Below are 16,365 nucleotides of genomic sequence, written 5' to 3' on the forward strand. Positions count from 1 at the left end.
AGAATGGGCATCGCATCATAGATGATCACATGGTCAAACGCGTCATCCAGGGAGAATGTTCTTGATTCTCCCTTTTTTCAAACCACCGACTGGACAGCTTGTCCGTCAGGGCTAGGACAACTTACGCCGTCAATTGGCGGACGGTATGGTTTAGCAGTAACAGTAATGGCAGTTACTAGGGTAGGAAACTCCACCTCCGCCAATACTGAAAAGGCAATTGATATTACAATTGATTTAACAAAATAATTATTAAGGTGGCATATGGAAATTCACGGTCAATCCTTTAGTAAAGCGGAACTGGAAGAAGTTGAGTTGGCAAGGGAGTTATGTAGAGGGATGAAAGTGAATGGTGAGGAGATTATTTGTTTTGAGGTTCTTTCAAGTATCTTAAATAATAACATAGCCGCAGAATCTAGAACGAGAGAATTGCTATTAACAACATATAGTCAAATAAAGCAATACAATGAGTTCTGGGTAGATGCAGCTTGGTTCGACAACAAATTTATGGAAACTATACTGTCTAAAGCAAAAAGTTTAGTGAATGAATTGTTAAAATAATAACCAAATGGCTAATTCTATTAATTGTTTTCTACCCCAAGTGAACTAAAAACTCTCTTGGGTTATCTTTTTGTCCGTCGCTGTACCGCTAACAACTTTATAAATAAGGATATGTATGAAGGGATATTACGATCCAATGAGTTTCAATCACTATATTTTTCGTATATATCGAATAATCCTTAAACACATTGTTGACCCAAGCTGACATGGTGGGATGCCTACAAATCTTGCATCGGCATTGATTAATTGAGGAAAGAAAAAACAGCGGAAGCTATGAATTTAACTATAAGAAAGGGAATAGTATTGAAGATTCCTACCATAAATGTTTATTTAAGAACTGCAGACGATGCAAGAAGAGAACATACACTTTATAAACCTAGGGGTGGTTGTGTTGTTAACAGAAGATGAAATTAGAGTGATACTTACAAATAGGTATCCATTATGGAATATATATCTGAGTCAATCAGGTGTAGCCATATGGATTGATATGAATGATGGTGTTGCGAATTTCTTTGTAATACAAGTTACACGAAAAGATGGAGTAGGCATTTCGATAAGAGAAGAACCAGTAGGTTTGGATTTTAGTGGTCATGATGCAGCATTTAGTAGTCTTGATGAAGCTCTAGATTATATGGATGGAATAGTGAATAAGCGCAAAGATAGAAGCTGATAACACCAATGTCTTCTTTAACCACACAATATAAGAAATATCAAAAGATTAGACTAAAAGAGAACCACTTACTGAATTAATCCCCAGTGAGTGGCTTCCTTGTTTTTGAACCTATTAGACTTCCAATCCATATGACAGGAATGATCAACAAATCACTTATCACATTTTGGAATAAGGGATCACCTTTAGGGTTAGAGATATCCGCCACGGTCCCAATTGCACTGAATATCAAAATGATCATACCAACAACCAGTGAATTTTGCAGTTTGTGAGTATTAGCCTTTAAAGCTGTACCATAACCAGAGAGAAGAATAGCTAAGTACCAAACAAGATACTCGACAATGACCTCAACACTCCTCAGAAATGTATTGTCCATCTGAAGTATCGACGACATAAGGAATGCAATGAGTAATGGGAGAACGAATATCCCAACTAGATATATTAGCATCCCTAGTGAAATGGACTTTAAGTCAAATTTATACTTCAAAATGAATCCCACCCATTTGCCTTTTAGTCTAAGGTTAGCAGATTAAATTTGATTGGTCTACCATCCAAATCCACAAGTTTGTCGGCTAATAATGATTCATCCCAGCCAGCCGGAAGATATTTTTTTGTGCCTTTACCCCCCTCTATTCGAACTGTGCAAGCTCGTACTCTCTCACATAGTATAAAGCATCCTCTTTCAGACGGGTGGTGAGAGATATGAAAACAATCAACTATTACACGTTAGCATTAGGCTTGTTGGGTGCGGCTAAATTAATTTTGGACGCATTTGGCATGGACTTGATTACAGATGATACAGCGAATGCCATTGCCAATGGCGTAGCTGCATTACTTTCTGTTATTGGTGTCTACACAAACCATCAAAAAGAAGAATAATTCAGAACACCCTGCACACCATTGACACCGATATTTGCCTAGTTGAATATCGTATTGGACTGAAGTGATTTCCATAACGGAGGCGTCAATCGTGGGATACTATGTTCAAGTGGATAATGGTGTGAAATTGTTTATTGAAGATGTAAATCCAAAAGGGACGAAGACCATCCTATTTATTCATGGGTGGCCTTTGTCACATACACAATTTGAGTATCAATTTAATGTGCTACCCAGACTGGGATATCGCTGTATTGGGATGGACTGGCGGGGATTCGGTCAATCGGATAAACCGATGGATGGCTACACGTTCGATCGGCTGGCAGATGACCTGCACGCTGTGATTCTTGCGTTAAAGTTGGAGGGGATAACGCTTGCAGGTCACTCTACAGGCGGCGCAATCGCTATCCGTTATTTGACCAGACATCAGAGCCAAGGCGTGTCGAAGCTTGTGCTGATCGATGCAGCTGCTCCCACGGGATTTACCAATGAAACCGCAGCTAAGTTTCTACAGCAGAATGCCAACGATCGCGCAAATATGCTGCAAAGTGTAACGGATACGTTCTTCTTTCAGTATATTACAGAGCGATTCTCGGACTGGTTTTTTCAAATGGGCTTAGAAGCTGCTAGCTGGTCAACCGCGGCTGTTATTCGATTGCTGCGAGATGAGAATGTAGCTGCCGATCTAGGACGAATTGAGGTGCCGACCTTGATCGTACATGGTATTCATGACAAAGTGATTCCGTATCAACAAGCGGTTGAGATGAATAAAGGGATTCCTAACTCTCAGCTAGTACCGTTTCATTACAGTGGGCATGGTGGGTTCTGGGAGGAAAGAGATCGGTTTAACTATGTCCTCACCCAGTTTATTGGTTGATGGATACGTGAGAGCAACCCGAGGTTTTGACGATGAGCTTCCCAACTAGGGGGGCTTATTTACGTGCCAGTGGGGGTTGATCTTCCTATATACAGTCTATTAAAAGACTTGTCTCTTATGCAGATGTTCATTATGATGGGAGAGAAGAGATTTTCTATCAAGGGGTTCACACTTTACGGGCGTGAAACAATTTCTATAGGCGGAAATGAGAAATAGCTGGAAGATCTCGAAAATCTCCAGCTATTTTTTGTCGTATTTAGTTAGACGAGCTGCCTCGAGCAAGCTCTTTACGAACAATCGGCGCAACCTTCGTGCCTAACAGCTCAATGGCATGAAGCATTTCACGATGCGGCATCGTACCTACGTTGAGATGGAGGAAGAAGCGGGTAACGCCTAGGTTTTTGCGCAAAAGCAGGATTTTCTCGGCGACATACTCCGGATCGCCTACATAGAGTGCGCCACGCAGACTGCGAGCGGCGTCGAAGGTAGCACGAATGTAGGCTTGACCCCAACCGCGTTCGCGTCCGATGACGTTCATTTGCGCTGCGGTCGGCGCGTAAAATAACTCAGCTGCCCTCTCACTCGTGTCACTCACAAAGCCATGTGAATGCGTAGCAATTTGCAACGTATTGGGATTATGACCGGATTGTCTGGCCGCTTCTTTATACAGCGCCACTAAGGGTGCAAAGCTCTCTGGCATTCCGCCAATAATCGCGAAAGCAATAGGTAGTCCTAGGATCCCTGCGCGAATAGCTGATTCTTGATTCCCACCGCTCGCAATCCAGACGGGAAGAGGGCTCTGAACAGAACGTGGGTATACACCGAGATTGGGGATGTCAGGACGGTGAGTACCTTGCCAAGTGACCTTCTCAGATTCACGTATTTTCAGCAGTAGCGCCAATTTCTCCTCGAATAACTCATTGTAATCATCGAGACTATAGCCGAATAACGGGAAGGATTCGATGAAGGAGCCCCGACCTGCCATGATTTCGGCACGACCATTCGAGAGGCCATCGAGCGTTGAGAACGATTGATACACCCGAACTGGATCATCCGATGAAAGCACGGTGACGGCACTGGTGAGTCTAATATTCTTTGTTACCGCAGCAGCGGAGGCTAAGACGATTGCTGGAGCCGTACCTGCATAATCAGCCCGATGATGCTCGCCAATCCCATATACGTCCAAGCCGACTTGATCGGCTAGCACAATTTCTTCAACGGCATTGCGAATCCGTTCGGCGTGGCTCATTATTTGACCTGTTACGGGATCAGGCGTTGTTTCTAAAAATGTACTAATACCTATTTCCATCGTTGCTGCTTGTTCAGACATCTACGTTCGCCTCCAAGAAAAGTAATGACTATATTGTCTCATGTGAGGAACGTGGGGACAAGTATTAAAGGTATGAAGCTAATTTCAACTCCATTTCTGGCGTTCTCAGTCGTTTAAAACAGCCAAATCAGCTCGCTAAGCCGCTGAGGTTCAGCGATCAGCTGCATTTCGGAGATTTTCCCGTTCATCATCGAGAACGTGAGGATGAATAACATTTTTCCACGAGGTGCTACGAGTACGCCGATGTTTCCGTTGATCAGAATAGGTCGCGCGCCTTGTGCACGGCCAGCGAATTGAGCGGGCACGGCTTCGGAGCCGCGAACCTCTGTCTTTGCTGCCACTGGCGCGAATGTAGGGTCGTTCCAGAGAACGACATTCGGGTCGAGTACGGTGAGCAGGGAGGCGAAGTCGCCTGCGCGAGAGGCAGCGAGGAAGGCATCGACGAGCTCTCGTTGGGGGGTAGATCCGCATCGGGAGCGATCTCTGCGCCTTGCAGTCTGCGGCGGGCGCGGCTCGCGAGCTGTCTAGCAGCCGCTTCCGTGCGTCCCACGATGGGAGCGATCTCTCCAAAGGGGAGCGCGAAAATATCGTGCAGCACGAACGTAATCCGCTCGGCATGATTCAAGGTGCCGAGCACGACAAGCAGCGCAACACCCAGAGTCAGCTAACAGAGCTTCATACTCGGGGTCGCTGCCGTCCTCTGAGCTCGTGATGGGCTCAGGCATGTGCTCGCCTATGGGGTCTTCACGCCTCGATTTTCGCGAGCGCAGCATATCGAGGCATACACGCGCGACGACGGTCGTCAGCCATCCGCCTAGGTTCTCGATGCGATTCGCATCAGAGCGGCTCAGGCGGATCCAGGATTCTTGAACGGCGTCGTCCGCCTCGTTCAGGGATCCAGCATGCGGTAGGCCATGGCTTGCAGATGGCTCCAGTGCTCTTCGAATTGTTTGGCAAGTGAAATGTGGTGTATGTGTTCGCATGGATGTGACAGAGCGGTAGTAGACAAGGCCATTTTGCTGGAGGAAAACTTTCTCATCTGAATCGGTCACAACCTTGTGAAACATTCCGTCATCCTAGTGAACGACGAAAATGAACCCTAGGAGATGATCGTTATGAGTTTAAGTTTGATCCCTTTTTTAGAAATGAACGGTAGAGCCAAGGAAGCGATTGATTTCTATGTACATGCACTGGATGCTAAGGTTTTATATACGCAACCGTTCGATTTTGTTCCAGGAAATCCAGATGCACCTGTGAATCCAGCTAACAAAGATCTCATTTCTTTTGCCATTTTGAAAATCGGCAATTCGGAGCTTCATTTTACAGATAACGTGACAGGCAGCACTTACGTGAAAGGTACTCAAATTACGATCGTGATTCAAACGAATGACAAGGAACAAGCTTCCCAAATCTTTCATGCCTTGATTCATTATGCACAACCAATGGCAGGGATATTTTGGCACGCATGGAATATAAAAAGAAGAACGTGAAAGGAGACTTACCATGATCGAATGTCCTTGGTGTCTTGAACATGTGCAGTTAATTGATGATATATGTCCTGCTTGTAAGCAGGAGGTTCTCACGAATCATTTGGATCAGAAGTGGGATGAACGTGATGTCGAGGAATTATCCGAGTTGAAAGAGATCGCAGATTTGAGTTTGGAGGAGCAGATCTCGCATCAGTTCAAGTGCAGCAAATGTAAGCATGAAGAGTGTCGCATTAAAGAAGTAGCCATGACAGGGACGGGCCTAAGCAAAATGTTCGATATTCAGCATCATCATTTCTTATTTGTCTCGTGTGAGAATTGTGGTTTTGTTGATATCTATGATCCGAATGTGTTACATAGTAAGAAGGCAGGTTCATTAGGAACGATTCTAGATCTTTTATTTGGAGGATGAAATGGAATGAGAGTTGTAGGTCTTATACGACATGGCGTAACGGATTGGAACACAGAAAGGCGTATACAAGGTCATACGAATATACCTTTAAATGCAGATGGACGGAAACAAGCAGAGCTGCTTGCGCACCGCATGTTGGATGAGGAGTGGGATGTCATCTATGCAAGTGATTTGGGGCGAGCGCAGGAAACAGCGGAGTTTATTGGACAAGTAAAACAATTGGCAGTGACAACGGATCCTCGTTTGAGAGAGATGTATTGTGGTCAGATTGAAGGAACGACGCTAGAAGAACGTGTGGCAAAATGGGGAGAAGACTGGTCCCAATTGGATTTGGGTATAGAAACGCATCAAGCCATTGCTGCGCGCGGGGTGAGCTTCATTCAGGAAGTGATCGACAAACATCCGGATCAGAAAGTTCTAATCGTTAGTCATGGCGGATTACTAAGCTTAACTTTAATGGATCTGATCCCGCATGAAGATATCGAAGAACATCTCCATAATACGTCTGTTACGAAATTACGCCATGTTGAGAATCGGTGGGAATGTTTATTGTACAACTGTATTGCGCATTTAAGTACGGAGCAGAACGCTTAGATGTTTAATAAAGCTTTATATGCCAACAAGAAGTTAAATTTCGTGATTCTTTTCTTAGCGTGGGTCTATCTGCTTATTATGCTGAAGTTGCTATTTCTGCGAGTTAGATTTATAGGCGAAGGACAAGATTACATGTATAATCTAACGCCATTTAAAACGATTCGAAACTACATCCTACATGCAGATTATTATCCATTTCGTGTTTGGTTTAACAATTTACTCGGAAATATTGTGTTATTCATTCCAATTGGTTTGTTTTTGCCTTTAATGAATCGTGTATTTCTACGAGTATTTCTATTCATAGTTACAACGATACTACTAATTTTTTTCGTCGAATTGATTCAAATGCTAACATGGTTAGGTAGTTTTGACGTTGATGATATTATTTTGAATTCATTTGGAGCATGTATTGGTTTGATAATCACGAAGCTGACTGTCCTTAAACTAAAGCAAGGTCGATATCTTGGAGGCAAATAAACCTATGCTAATATACCAAACAGAAGTACTAACCGTACGTGAACTCGAACTCCGTGACAAGGACCTGCTAGTTACATGGCTGAATGATCCCTTGGTATTATCCTACTATGAAGGCCGGGATCGCCCACATGACGGGGATATGGTGGATGCGCATTTCTATCAGGAAGATTCGGTGACCAGATGCCTAATCGAATTTCATAATCAACCGATTGGTTACATTCAATTCTATGAGTTGGGCGAAGAGGAACGCTCCGAATACGGTTATAATGACGCGTCTGAGAAAATCTACGGAACCGACCAATTCATTGGTGAAACGGCATATTGGGATAAGGGAATCGGTAAGCTGCTTGTGAGTTCGATGTTGGATTATTTAATCAGTAAGATGAAAGCAGATCGAGTTGTGATGGATCCGCAGCAATGGAATGTTCGAGCGATCAGTTGCTATGAAAGTTGTGGCTTTGTGAAAGTGAAGGAACTGATTGCCCATGAGATGCACGAGGGACAGCTTAGAGATTGTTGGTTGATCGAGTACTCGCGAATTACAAAGATTAGAGATGAAGAGAGAAAATATCATGAAGCTTGTTATGAGAATTATAAGTTATTTGAAGAAGGTTCATGGTTGTCTAAGCCTGTGAAAACGGTGATGGAGCAATTATCCCATTTCGACGATTATGATGAAGTGTCGGTACTGGATCTTGGCTGTGGGGTTGGACGAAACAGTATCCCGATGGCGGAAGCCTTGAGCCCAAGAGCCGGGCAAGTTGTTTGTGTAGACATCGTGCAATCCGCGCTTACCAAGCTGCGAGCTTATAGTGAACAGTTCGGAGTCAGTGAGCGGATTGAAACTTATTTATCAGATATTGGCGACTATGAAATCCCCCCAGAAGCCTTTGACTACATCGTAGCAGTATCGACGCTTGAGCATGTTGACTCTGAAGAAACCTTCGAACATGTGCTGACTAGAATTGCTGCTGGCACGAAAGTTAATGGGGTTAATTGTTTGATTATCAATTCGAATCTACAGGAGATTGATGTTCTAACTGGTGAGGAATTAACGCCTTGTATCGAACTGAATCTCACGACAGATCACTTACAACATCTATTGAACAAGCATTTTGATGGTTGGCAAATTCTATTAACGACATTAAAGAAATTATCATTTCATATTGAGCGAAATGGTAGACAGATTCAATTGAAGACAGATTGTCTCACTTATGTTGTTAAGAAAAAGGGAATCTGTTGATGGTATGTATGTGCTAGCCTTCTGCGGTTACACTACAATGGGGAAAGGGGCATTATCCCATGGATTTGGAAACAGTCTATGTTACGTATAAACAGCTATTATTTTCTGTCGCATACCGGATGTTGGGGTCGGTATCTGATGCAGAAGATATGCTGCAAGACATGTTTATCACGTTGCAAAAGACGGACACAGCGCATGTAACGAACTTGAAATCGTATTTAGTCAAAATGGTGACCAACCGCTGCTTGAATTACTTACATTCAGCAAGCAAGATGAGAGAAACCTACATAGGCTCGTGGCTGCCTGAGCCCAAAGTGACTTCATCCCGTGAGGATCCGATGGGAAGTCTTGTCCAAGAGGAAACGATTTCTTATGCGTTGCTCGTTTTGCTGCAACAATTGTCCGCCGTAGAGCGGGCGGTCTTCGTGCTCAGAGAAGTGCTCGGCTATGAGTATGATGAGGTCGCCGATATGGTCCAGAAGACAGAAGCTAACTGCCGCAAAATTTATAGCCGCGCGAAGACCAAAATCAACCATTCATCTGACGACGAAGACGAATTCACGCTAGGTGAGACGGAGCCTCTCGTTACGAAGTTCCTTCACGCCGTTGAAACGGGGAACTTCCAAGATTTCGTCACACTGTTAATGGAAGATGCTGTAATGGTTTCAGATGGGGGCGGGAAAGTACGCACCGCTATACACCCTATCTTTGGCAAGCAACGGATTGCTGCGTTTTTCGAAGGTGTTCGAGCCAAAGGGGCACTTGAGGGGCAATGGCTGCACACGACGATCAATGGTCAGACTGGACTTGTACTCCTGCTGGATCAACGACCTCAAATGGTTATTTTGTTTGAACTAGCTGCAGGGCAGCAGCAATCCAGCCACATGTATCTCATTCGTAATCCAGATAAATTGCATCATATTTCTGCTATGCTGTAATGTCACAAAACTTCAACCTCATTTGTCTTATATGCGTAAAACAAAAATAGAGGTATGTGGAGGAGATTTCAAATGGAAGTTAGAATTCAGCACGGTAAAGTTAACCCTGAGGCTTACCAAACGATGATGAAGCTAGAAGGATTCATTAAGGAAAGCGGGTTAGATGCAACCCTTTATGAGTTTATTAAGATAAGAGCATCCCAGATCAATGGCTGTGCATTTTGTTTGGATATGCATACGAGTGCGCTTCGTAAAATGGGTGAGACCGAGCAACGTATCTATTTGCTTAGCGCATGGCGTGATGCACCCTTGTATACAGACAAGGAACGTGCGGTGTTGGAATTAACAGAAGCCGTAACTATGATTTCCGCGTCAGGTGTTCCACAAGAATTGTTCGATCGTGTACGCACGCAATTTGACGAGCGCGAGTTTGTCACGCTGATCATGGCGATCAATACCATTAATTCTTGGAACCGTATTGCGATCTCGACAGGCATGTTCCCTGGTTGCATGTAGGATTTTTGTCATCATAAGTTGTTAAAAAAGGAGCTCTTTCACCATGTGAAAGGCTCCTTTTTCAAATGCAGCCTTCCGCCTATAGAGGAGGCTTCTTGCCCTCATTTTCAATCAAATGGTCATGTTCCCCATCTTCCATGATATTACGAGTTGAGTTACGAAACTCACGCAGAGTATCCCCGAAGGCGCGGCCAAGCTGCGGCAACTTGGAAGGTCCGAAGACGATTAAAGCAATGGCCAGAATTAAGATTAATCCTGAAACCCCGATATTGTTAAACATACAAATCATCCTCTTTTCATTTCATATCTTTTTTTTCATTCTTCAACTAGGTTTAACTTCGCAACACGTTGCATAGCTCGCCATTGCCAGCCGGCAACCAATACGCTGATTTCAAACAAGAGAATTAACGGCACGGTAACTGATAAGTGTGAAATCATATCTGGTGGTGAAATGCAGGAGCCTGTGATCGCGAGCGCGACATACGCGTATTTTCTGGACATTTTCAGAAGCTGAGGGGTTAATAACCCGATTTTCGTTAAAAACAGAAGAACCACTGGCAGCTCAAATGCGATGGCCATCGGAATGACAATTTGAAATAGGAAAGCGAAATAGCGATCTATGCCATAGGTTTCAACGGCGCCAATCGATTGATTCATCTTGATCATGAAGCGCATCATCATCGGGAAAACGATCCAATAGCTGAACGAAACACCGATGATAAATAGTGCGAACGCGACAGGGATGTAAGGAAGCGCGTTCCTGGCTTCACTCTCAGTAAGTCCTGGCTTCACGAAAGCCCAGGCTTGGTAGAGAATGACGGGCACTGTAAATAAGCCAGCGAACAGAAATGCACATTTCATATAAATCATCAGCCCATCTGTAAACGAAAACACATTCCACTTGATTTCACCGATCAATGGCTGTGATTTCAAGTACAGCAGGATATCTGACGAGACATACAAGCCGATACAAAGCGTGACGATGAACCAGGCAAATACGATGAGCAATCGCTTGCGAACCTCGGTTAAATGTAAGATCCAATCTTCCTGCTCCATTAAACGACACTTCCGCCTTGTTTCAAATATTTCGCAATGCCATCGACAGCCCGATAGGCCAATGCGCCAACGGTTCCAGTTGGATTGTAACCACTGTTATGTGCAAACGCTGATGCACCTACCACGAATACATTTTCCGCGTCCCACATTTGCAGATACGAGTTCACAGCAGAAGTGGAGGGATCAGCGCCCATTATCACACCGCCCGTGTTGTGGGTCGATTGATAGGGAACGATGTTGTACGGTGCTAGCTGATCCGAGGAACCAATGGTCGAAGGATTCATTTCTTTCATGATTTCTGCCGCTTTACCAGCTACGAATTTGATCATTTGCCGATCCTGTTCTTCAAAATCGAAGGTGATACGAGGGAGCGGTAAGCCGTAGGCATCCTTATAAGTCGGATCCAAATCCACATAATGATGTTTCCATGGCAGGCTGCTGCCCTGTGGAGAGACGGACAAGACACTGTTCGCATATTTCAGCGATTTTTGTTTAAAGTCTTTTCCCCAGGCCGGTGTGCCTTTAGGAACGGAATTCGTCGCAATGGGCCGTTGGCCAGTTTGAGAGATACGAATTCCCGCGCCATGGATGAAATTCAGATTCGTATGGTCGAAATTATCACCATTGAAATCAGGAATCTCCATGCCCAGGGAGCCAGCGCCAGCAAACAAATTGAACTGTTTTTCATCGAAAAAGCCTGTCGCATTTCCACCGTTGGTTTGGTAACAGTAATTTTTACCGATGACACCTTTACCCGTGGCTGGGTCATAGGGTTTACCCAATTTGGACGTGAGGAGAAGCTTAATGTTGTTAAATACATAGCTGGCCATGATGACAACTTCCGCTGGCTGCTCGAACTGCTCGCCCGTGACCGTGTTCACATAAACGACGCCGCTCGCTTTCTTGCCGTCATTCAGGACTTGGATCACATTGGAGTAAGAGCGCAGCTCGAAATTACCGCTTTTCTGCGCAACGGGGAGAACGGTCACGATCACATCTGCTTTTGCCCCGTATTCACAACCAAAGCGCTCGCAATAGCCACAATATTGACAGGCTGCACGGGTAATGCCATCGGGGTTCGTATACTGCTCTGACAAGTTAGCCGATGGCATCATATAGGGATGGTAACCGAGCTTTTTGGTCGCATCCTCGAATAATTTCAAGATGGGTGTTTTCACCATCGGTTTGGTTGGGAAAGGAGCTGAACGCTTGCCCACTAGCGGATTCTGATCAGCTTCTCCAGAAATACCTGCTAATTTCTCGAATTTATCGAAATAGGGTTCTAACGTATCGTAAGTGATGCCCCAATCCTGGATCGTCATGCCTTCGGGAATTTTCTGTTTCCCATAGCGTTCCACCGTTTTGCTGTAAATCTCGAAGTCGTAGGGGAGAAATCGTAATGTCTGCCCATTCCAATGCACACTCGCGCCACCAAGACCCTCTCCGAGCAGGAAAGAGCCGTATTCGCGCATAGGCACTGCGGCCATTTTTTCCGTATTGCGGAATGTCACGGTTTCTTTGGATAAATCCTGCATGAGATCATAACGAGAGGCGTAACGCAGCTCATCATGCACCATATAGTAATCTGCGGTACTTCGCGGCTTCCCGCGCTCTAAGCCAACAACTTTGACACCTTGTTTTGCTAGTTCTGCGGCAATAATTCCCCCGACCCAGCCCATACCAACTATGACAACGGGGACTTTCGGCATTTTAGTAGCCATAACCGTATTCCTTTCTTCCAGAGAATCGAACCTTAATGAACGAAATGGTCGTGCAAACTGCGTGGCTCGAGGGCCACGAATTGATCTTTTTCGATCATATTCATATAACTCATCTGATTGCCTGGATATTTACGCATTTTCCAGCCAGCCATATTCTTATTCCCGCCATATAAGGGATCGGAATACACGCCTTCCATGACGAGCATGCGGAATAGATTAAAGAAGGTTTTACCCGTAATCCCATTCACGACGCTAATATCACCTTTTTCCATCGAGGTAAGAATCGCATCTTGTTCTTCTGGTTGAATGTCTACGAAGCCCTTCGAATGCTTGGTTTTTGCTGTTTCCTCTAGGCTGTTTAGCCCCATCGTGACGAGTTCATGACGTTGAATACTGAGGTAATCACCCTGTGTCACTTCACCCTTCACAAACGGTCCCATCCGATATGTGCGGGCATTCACGCCCCAAGGACTGGCTAACTGATGGTCAATATAAAAGGCAGCGCCAAGCTCTGAAGCACCAGGGCCGCTATCGTCCTTAGGAAAGATACGTTCAGCTGCGGCTTCGGCTATTTGCAGTTGGGTTTGATTGAAAAACATCGGTGCTTGGTTATAATCAGCTGTGACAATCGGTTTAGGACTAGTGGAAGGTGATGGAGAGGAGGTGGTTGACTCTTTCTTAAAGCCCCCTGACATTGCGCTCCCAATGACGCCACCAACCACAACACCACCAATGGCAGTTCCGGTATATTTGAGAAAACGGCGACGTGAGTGATCGAGTGTCTGATTATGCGAGTTTTTGTCAGCCAAACTTGTCATACCTCCTTGGCATATTATGTACAACTGGGTAGTTATGGATAAGTTGGTCTATAAGCGTATTTCCTATGCATGAATTGCATGAAAATATGGAAACGCGGGCAATGTAGTGGTAGGTATCCGATTTCTATACAGTGCATTTGAACCTATGAATGTGAGGAGAAGCATGCTCATGAACAGAAAGATCGTAGTCCTCACTCTTTTGCTTGCTGGGGCATTATCGGCTTGCGGAAAGAGTGAAACGACACCTAGCCCAACGCCAGGCATGACTACAACAACACCAACGGCAACGACAAGTACAGGAGCAACTACTAAAGTGGATGCACAAGCGGTCTTCAAGGCAAACTGCGTCAGCTGTCATGGAGCTAATTTGGAAGGAATGGTAGGACCGAATCTCCAGAAAGTTGGCGGAAAGCTCTCGAAGGAACAACTTGCCACGATCATTTCGAATGGGAAAGGTGCAATGCCAGGATTTAAAGGGAAGCTTTCCGATGATGAAGTTAGCTCGTTGTCCACTTGGCTTGCAGACAAAAAATAAGTAAGAATGAACCCGCCCTTCGCTGTATTGCGGACAGGCGGGATTTTTCTTTTGTGCCAAGAGAATTCATTTCGTTCAAATAGAGGCATAGGATAATTAAGTAATTGGAAAAATACAGGGATAAGGTGCTTCCTTTTTTTCATTATGCAATTAGGGAGATGAACCAGATGAAGGGCAAAGATCGTTGGAATGATCTCTTTGAACTAGCGATGTACATACTGGCTGGCGGTTGTTTTATTTATTTTCTGGTGAAGGGCAACTGGGCTAAAATGTTCCAAGCGGTCCTCATCGTAGCCGTTCTGCAGCTGATTCGACTTGTTGTAAAATGGACGAAGACAACCATGTTCACATCGTTACGGTTCTGTGTGCTGCTGTTTATTTTTGTTACGATGTTCGTTGCCAACGAATTCGGCTATTATAGCGTCATTCCCTATCTGGATAAAATGGAGCATCTTTTTTCAGGCGTTATCCTCTGTTTCATCGGCTTATTAATATATAGCAAGGCGGCTAGTCATCACGAGGGGTCCGAACCCCCTTCATCGAATGTCGCAGTGTGGCTTTGCTTGTTTTTTTCCGTCGCGATGGCGGGCGTTTGGGAAATTTATGAGTTCGCAACAGACCACCTCTTTGGTCTAAATTCACAAAATGGAAGCTTACGCGATACGATGGGGGACATCATTTGCGGGACATCGGGAGCGATCTTGACTGCTTGTTATTTGGCTATGAAGGCGAGGAGAAAGTCACTACCTTTAGTTGATATAAGATGAAGAAGGAGTAGTGGGGAGTAGGTGGCATTTAGGTTGGCGGGTCGTTCATCTCTTGTCATTTCGCCTAGTTTGTGGCACTATAGTGACTATTGAATGGAGGAATCGACAGCATGGAAGAATTGCCTAACTGCCCCAAGTGCCAATCGGCCTACACGTATGAAGATGGTAATTTACTGGTGTGCCCGGAGTGTGCGCATGAATGGTCGTCATCAGTAAGTGAAGATGAGAACGCTGACGATCAAAAAGTGGTCAAAGACGCGAACGGCAATGTATTACAGGATGGTGACTCCGTTACAGTCATCAAAGATTTGAAAGTAAAAGGGACTTCATCCGTTATCAAAATCGGTACAAAAGTGAAAAACATTCGATTGGTCGAAGGCGATCATGATATTGATTGTAAAATCGATGATTTTGGAGCGATGAAATTAAAGTCGGAGTTTGTTAAAAAGATATAGGAATGGGGTCCGTGCTAAGCGCGGATCTTTTTAGAAGGGAAATATGGAGCAAGAGGTGAATCCGTATGTCTGATGTAACTTTTATATACGTGACCTATATCGCGACAACACCAGAGAAGATATGGACCGCATTGACTAGCACGGATTTTACGGAACAATATTTTTTCGGAACGGCTGTCCAATCCGATTGGCAAGAAGGCTCGACCGTCACCTATTCGCGGGAAGGGAAAGTGACGGATCATGGCATTATTTTACTATGTGAGCCGAATCGATTATTGTCGTTTACCTGGCAGTATGTTGCAGATACAACAGAACGTCCGCAACCGACACGGGTAACCTTCGAACTAAAACCGATGAATAACACTGTAAAACTAACCTTGAAGCATGAAAATCTTGTTCAAGGAGATATCGTGGAGCGAGATGATACCTTCGAAGGCTTTAATAATGGCTGGCCAGCCATTATGAGCAACTTGAAGAGCTTGCTGGAAACAGGGAATACGTTAGCGTTTATGTAAGATAGGAAAAGCAGAGACTCCTTCGTGGATTCTCTGCTTTTTCAAATGCTTATGGTTTTTTGGAATCCCATAATGCATCAAGATCAGGAAGCAGGAGGACACTCTCCTGTTCATTGGGGTCGGTTCGGGCTATCACACACGTACAAGAATCCGATTCACTTGGATTATAAGGCAGATGGGGCATTCCTGCAGGAATGTAGAGAAAATCACCTTTTTCCAGCTCCATATGCTGTTCCAAGTTTTCCCCATACCACATGGCCGATTTCCCATCCAGCATATAAATGGCGGTTTCATGGTCTTGATGAAGATGAGCCGTTGCTCTTTGACCCGGAAGAATGGTTAATAGCATCATACATAACCCTTGCGAATCAGCACTTTCTTTGGAAATCGCCTCGGCATAATCAAAGCCTTGCTTCCCATGGTAGGTTCGTGATGAACGGATGAGTCGACATGCACGCTTATTGTCCACGTAGCAGCACCTCCTACAACTATCCTATGCCAAATATACATAATTTAGCTT

At 44.7% G+C, this 16,365-nt stretch carries 25 protein-coding genes and 1 pseudogene; 16 read left to right on the forward strand and 10 right to left on the reverse strand.

Annotated elements, in window-relative coordinates; translation table 11 throughout:
- Positions 1-261 precede the first annotated feature (261 nt).
- Together AC58PQ_RS21250 and AC58PQ_RS21255 are read left to right on the forward strand one after the other, a co-directional pair.
- Entirely contained in the window at positions 262-558 is a 297-nt protein-coding gene (locus AC58PQ_RS21250; protein ID WP_497245037.1) for a hypothetical protein, read from the forward strand.
- Between the two features lie 391 nt (positions 559-949).
- Positions 950-1,228 carry a hypothetical protein gene (locus AC58PQ_RS21255; protein WP_497245039.1) on the forward strand — a complete coding sequence of 93 codons (279 nt, stop codon included), beginning with the start codon at positions 950-952 and terminating at the stop codon, positions 1,226-1,228.
- 76 nt (positions 1,229-1,304) lie between these two features.
- Here AC58PQ_RS21255 and AC58PQ_RS21260 read toward each other — a convergent pair whose 3' ends face one another.
- Positions 1,305-1,715, reverse strand: coding sequence for a hypothetical protein (locus AC58PQ_RS21260; protein WP_497245041.1), 411 nt, complete (start codon positions 1,713-1,715; stop codon positions 1,305-1,307).
- 215 nt (positions 1,716-1,930) lie between these two features.
- On the opposite strand from AC58PQ_RS21260, the gene AC58PQ_RS21265 reads away from it, so the two are divergent.
- Both AC58PQ_RS21265 and AC58PQ_RS21270 read left to right on the forward strand, forming a co-directional pair.
- Complete coding sequence (locus AC58PQ_RS21265) at positions 1,931-2,107, forward strand: hypothetical protein (protein WP_477592786.1); 177 nt, start codon at positions 1,931-1,933, stop codon at positions 2,105-2,107.
- 91 nt (positions 2,108-2,198) lie between these two features.
- Complete coding sequence (locus tag AC58PQ_RS21270; RefSeq protein ID WP_497245043.1) at positions 2,199-2,981, forward strand: alpha/beta fold hydrolase; 783 nt, start codon at positions 2,199-2,201, stop codon at positions 2,979-2,981.
- A 256-nt stretch (positions 2,982-3,237) separates the two neighbouring features.
- On the opposite strand, the gene AC58PQ_RS21275 is transcribed toward AC58PQ_RS21270, so the two are convergent.
- The 4 genes from AC58PQ_RS21275 to AC58PQ_RS21290 all read right to left on the reverse strand — a co-directional run bounded on the left by AC58PQ_RS21275 (position 3,238) and on the right by AC58PQ_RS21290 (position 5,378).
- On the reverse strand, positions 3,238-4,311 hold the full coding sequence (locus AC58PQ_RS21275; protein WP_497245045.1) for an LLM class flavin-dependent oxidoreductase: 1,074 nt from the start codon (positions 4,309-4,311) through the stop codon (positions 3,238-3,240).
- Positions 4,312-4,424: 113 nt separating this feature from the next.
- Complete coding sequence (locus AC58PQ_RS21280; protein ID WP_497245271.1) at positions 4,425-4,652, reverse strand: hypothetical protein; 228 nt, start codon at positions 4,650-4,652, stop codon at positions 4,425-4,427.
- Positions 4,568-4,948: a sigma factor-like helix-turn-helix DNA-binding protein gene (locus AC58PQ_RS21285; RefSeq protein ID WP_497245047.1), complete on the reverse strand. Its 381-nt coding sequence runs from the start codon at positions 4,946-4,948 to the stop codon at positions 4,568-4,570. The genes AC58PQ_RS21280 and AC58PQ_RS21285 overlap by 85 nt, the downstream gene beginning before the upstream one ends.
- Positions 4,836-5,378 carry a sigma factor gene (locus AC58PQ_RS21290; RefSeq protein WP_497245049.1) on the reverse strand — a complete coding sequence of 181 codons (543 nt, stop codon included), beginning with the start codon at positions 5,376-5,378 and terminating at the stop codon, positions 4,836-4,838. Before AC58PQ_RS21290 ends, AC58PQ_RS21285 begins: the two co-directional genes overlap by 113 nt.
- Positions 5,379-5,426: 48 nt before the next feature.
- Here AC58PQ_RS21290 and AC58PQ_RS21295 point away from each other — a divergent pair, with 48 nt between their 5' ends.
- The 8 genes and pseudogenes from AC58PQ_RS21295 (at position 5,427) to AC58PQ_RS21330 (ending at position 9,978) form a co-directional block, all read left to right on the forward strand.
- Positions 5,427-5,801, forward strand: coding sequence for a VOC family protein (locus AC58PQ_RS21295; RefSeq protein ID WP_497245051.1), 375 nt, complete (start codon positions 5,427-5,429; stop codon positions 5,799-5,801).
- Between the two features lie 13 nt (positions 5,802-5,814).
- Positions 5,815-6,210: a zinc ribbon domain-containing protein gene (locus AC58PQ_RS21300; protein ID WP_497245053.1), complete on the forward strand. Its 396-nt coding sequence runs from the start codon at positions 5,815-5,817 to the stop codon at positions 6,208-6,210.
- Positions 6,211-6,216: 6 nt separating this feature from the next.
- On the forward strand, positions 6,217-6,804 hold the full coding sequence (locus AC58PQ_RS21305) for a histidine phosphatase family protein (protein WP_497245055.1): 588 nt from the start codon (positions 6,217-6,219) through the stop codon (positions 6,802-6,804).
- Entirely contained in the window at positions 6,805-7,281 is a 477-nt protein-coding gene (locus AC58PQ_RS21310; RefSeq protein WP_497245057.1) for a VanZ family protein, read from the forward strand.
- A 4-nt stretch (positions 7,282-7,285) separates the two neighbouring features.
- Positions 7,286-7,744, forward strand: a pseudogene (locus AC58PQ_RS21315) (GNAT family N-acetyltransferase); the annotation flags it as partial.
- Positions 7,745-7,771: 27 nt separating this feature from the next.
- Positions 7,772-8,524, forward strand: coding sequence for a class I SAM-dependent methyltransferase (locus AC58PQ_RS21320; RefSeq protein ID WP_497245261.1), 753 nt, complete (start codon positions 7,772-7,774; stop codon positions 8,522-8,524).
- Between the two features lie 59 nt (positions 8,525-8,583).
- Entirely contained in the window at positions 8,584-9,462 is an 879-nt protein-coding gene (locus AC58PQ_RS21325) for an RNA polymerase sigma-70 factor (protein WP_497245059.1), read from the forward strand.
- Between the two features lie 72 nt (positions 9,463-9,534).
- The gene (locus AC58PQ_RS21330) at positions 9,535-9,978 is read left to right on the forward strand and encodes a carboxymuconolactone decarboxylase family protein (RefSeq protein ID WP_497245061.1); all 444 of its coding nucleotides are present in this window, start codon (positions 9,535-9,537) and stop codon (positions 9,976-9,978) included.
- A 79-nt stretch (positions 9,979-10,057) separates the two neighbouring features.
- Here the strand turns inward: AC58PQ_RS21330 and tatA are convergent, their stop codons facing one another.
- Genes tatA through AC58PQ_RS21350 form a run of 4 tightly spaced genes read right to left on the reverse strand, consistent with a single transcriptional unit; the run spans position 10,058 to position 13,573 of the window.
- Complete coding sequence (gene tatA / locus AC58PQ_RS21335) at positions 10,058-10,258, reverse strand: twin-arginine translocase TatA/TatE family subunit (protein ID WP_028555878.1); 201 nt, start codon at positions 10,256-10,258, stop codon at positions 10,058-10,060.
- 35 nt (positions 10,259-10,293) lie between these two features.
- Positions 10,294-11,034 carry a twin-arginine translocase subunit TatC gene (gene tatC / locus AC58PQ_RS21340; protein ID WP_497245063.1) on the reverse strand — a complete coding sequence of 247 codons (741 nt, stop codon included), beginning with the start codon at positions 11,032-11,034 and terminating at the stop codon, positions 10,294-10,296.
- Positions 11,034-12,755 carry a GMC family oxidoreductase gene (locus AC58PQ_RS21345; protein WP_497245065.1) on the reverse strand — a complete coding sequence of 574 codons (1,722 nt, stop codon included), beginning with the start codon at positions 12,753-12,755 and terminating at the stop codon, positions 11,034-11,036. The genes tatC and AC58PQ_RS21345 overlap by 1 nt, the downstream gene beginning before the upstream one ends.
- Before the next feature lie 32 nt (positions 12,756-12,787).
- Complete coding sequence (locus AC58PQ_RS21350) at positions 12,788-13,573, reverse strand: gluconate 2-dehydrogenase subunit 3 family protein (protein WP_497245067.1); 786 nt, start codon at positions 13,571-13,573, stop codon at positions 12,788-12,790.
- A 169-nt stretch (positions 13,574-13,742) separates the two neighbouring features.
- Here AC58PQ_RS21350 and AC58PQ_RS21355 point away from each other — a divergent pair, with 169 nt between their 5' ends.
- The 4 genes from AC58PQ_RS21355 (at position 13,743) to AC58PQ_RS21370 (ending at position 15,845) form a co-directional block, all read left to right on the forward strand.
- On the forward strand, positions 13,743-14,108 hold the full coding sequence (locus tag AC58PQ_RS21355; RefSeq protein ID WP_497245069.1) for a c-type cytochrome: 366 nt from the start codon (positions 13,743-13,745) through the stop codon (positions 14,106-14,108).
- A gap of 167 nt (positions 14,109-14,275) precedes the next feature.
- Positions 14,276-14,875, forward strand: a complete 600-nt coding sequence (locus tag AC58PQ_RS21360; RefSeq protein WP_497245071.1) for a DUF2238 domain-containing protein — start codon at positions 14,276-14,278, stop codon at positions 14,873-14,875.
- 110 nt (positions 14,876-14,985) lie between these two features.
- Positions 14,986-15,330: a zinc ribbon domain-containing protein YjdM gene (locus tag AC58PQ_RS21365; RefSeq protein WP_497245073.1), complete on the forward strand. Its 345-nt coding sequence runs from the start codon at positions 14,986-14,988 to the stop codon at positions 15,328-15,330.
- A gap of 65 nt (positions 15,331-15,395) precedes the next feature.
- On the forward strand, positions 15,396-15,845 hold the full coding sequence (locus AC58PQ_RS21370) for an SRPBCC family protein (protein ID WP_497245075.1): 450 nt from the start codon (positions 15,396-15,398) through the stop codon (positions 15,843-15,845).
- Between the two features lie 49 nt (positions 15,846-15,894).
- Here AC58PQ_RS21370 and AC58PQ_RS21375 read toward each other — a convergent pair whose 3' ends face one another.
- Positions 15,895-16,314: a cupin domain-containing protein gene (locus tag AC58PQ_RS21375; protein WP_497245077.1), complete on the reverse strand. Its 420-nt coding sequence runs from the start codon at positions 16,312-16,314 to the stop codon at positions 15,895-15,897.
- Between the last annotated feature and the right edge of the window lie 51 nt (positions 16,315-16,365).

This window comes from Paenibacillus sp. J22P143 (genome assembly GCF_059692035.1).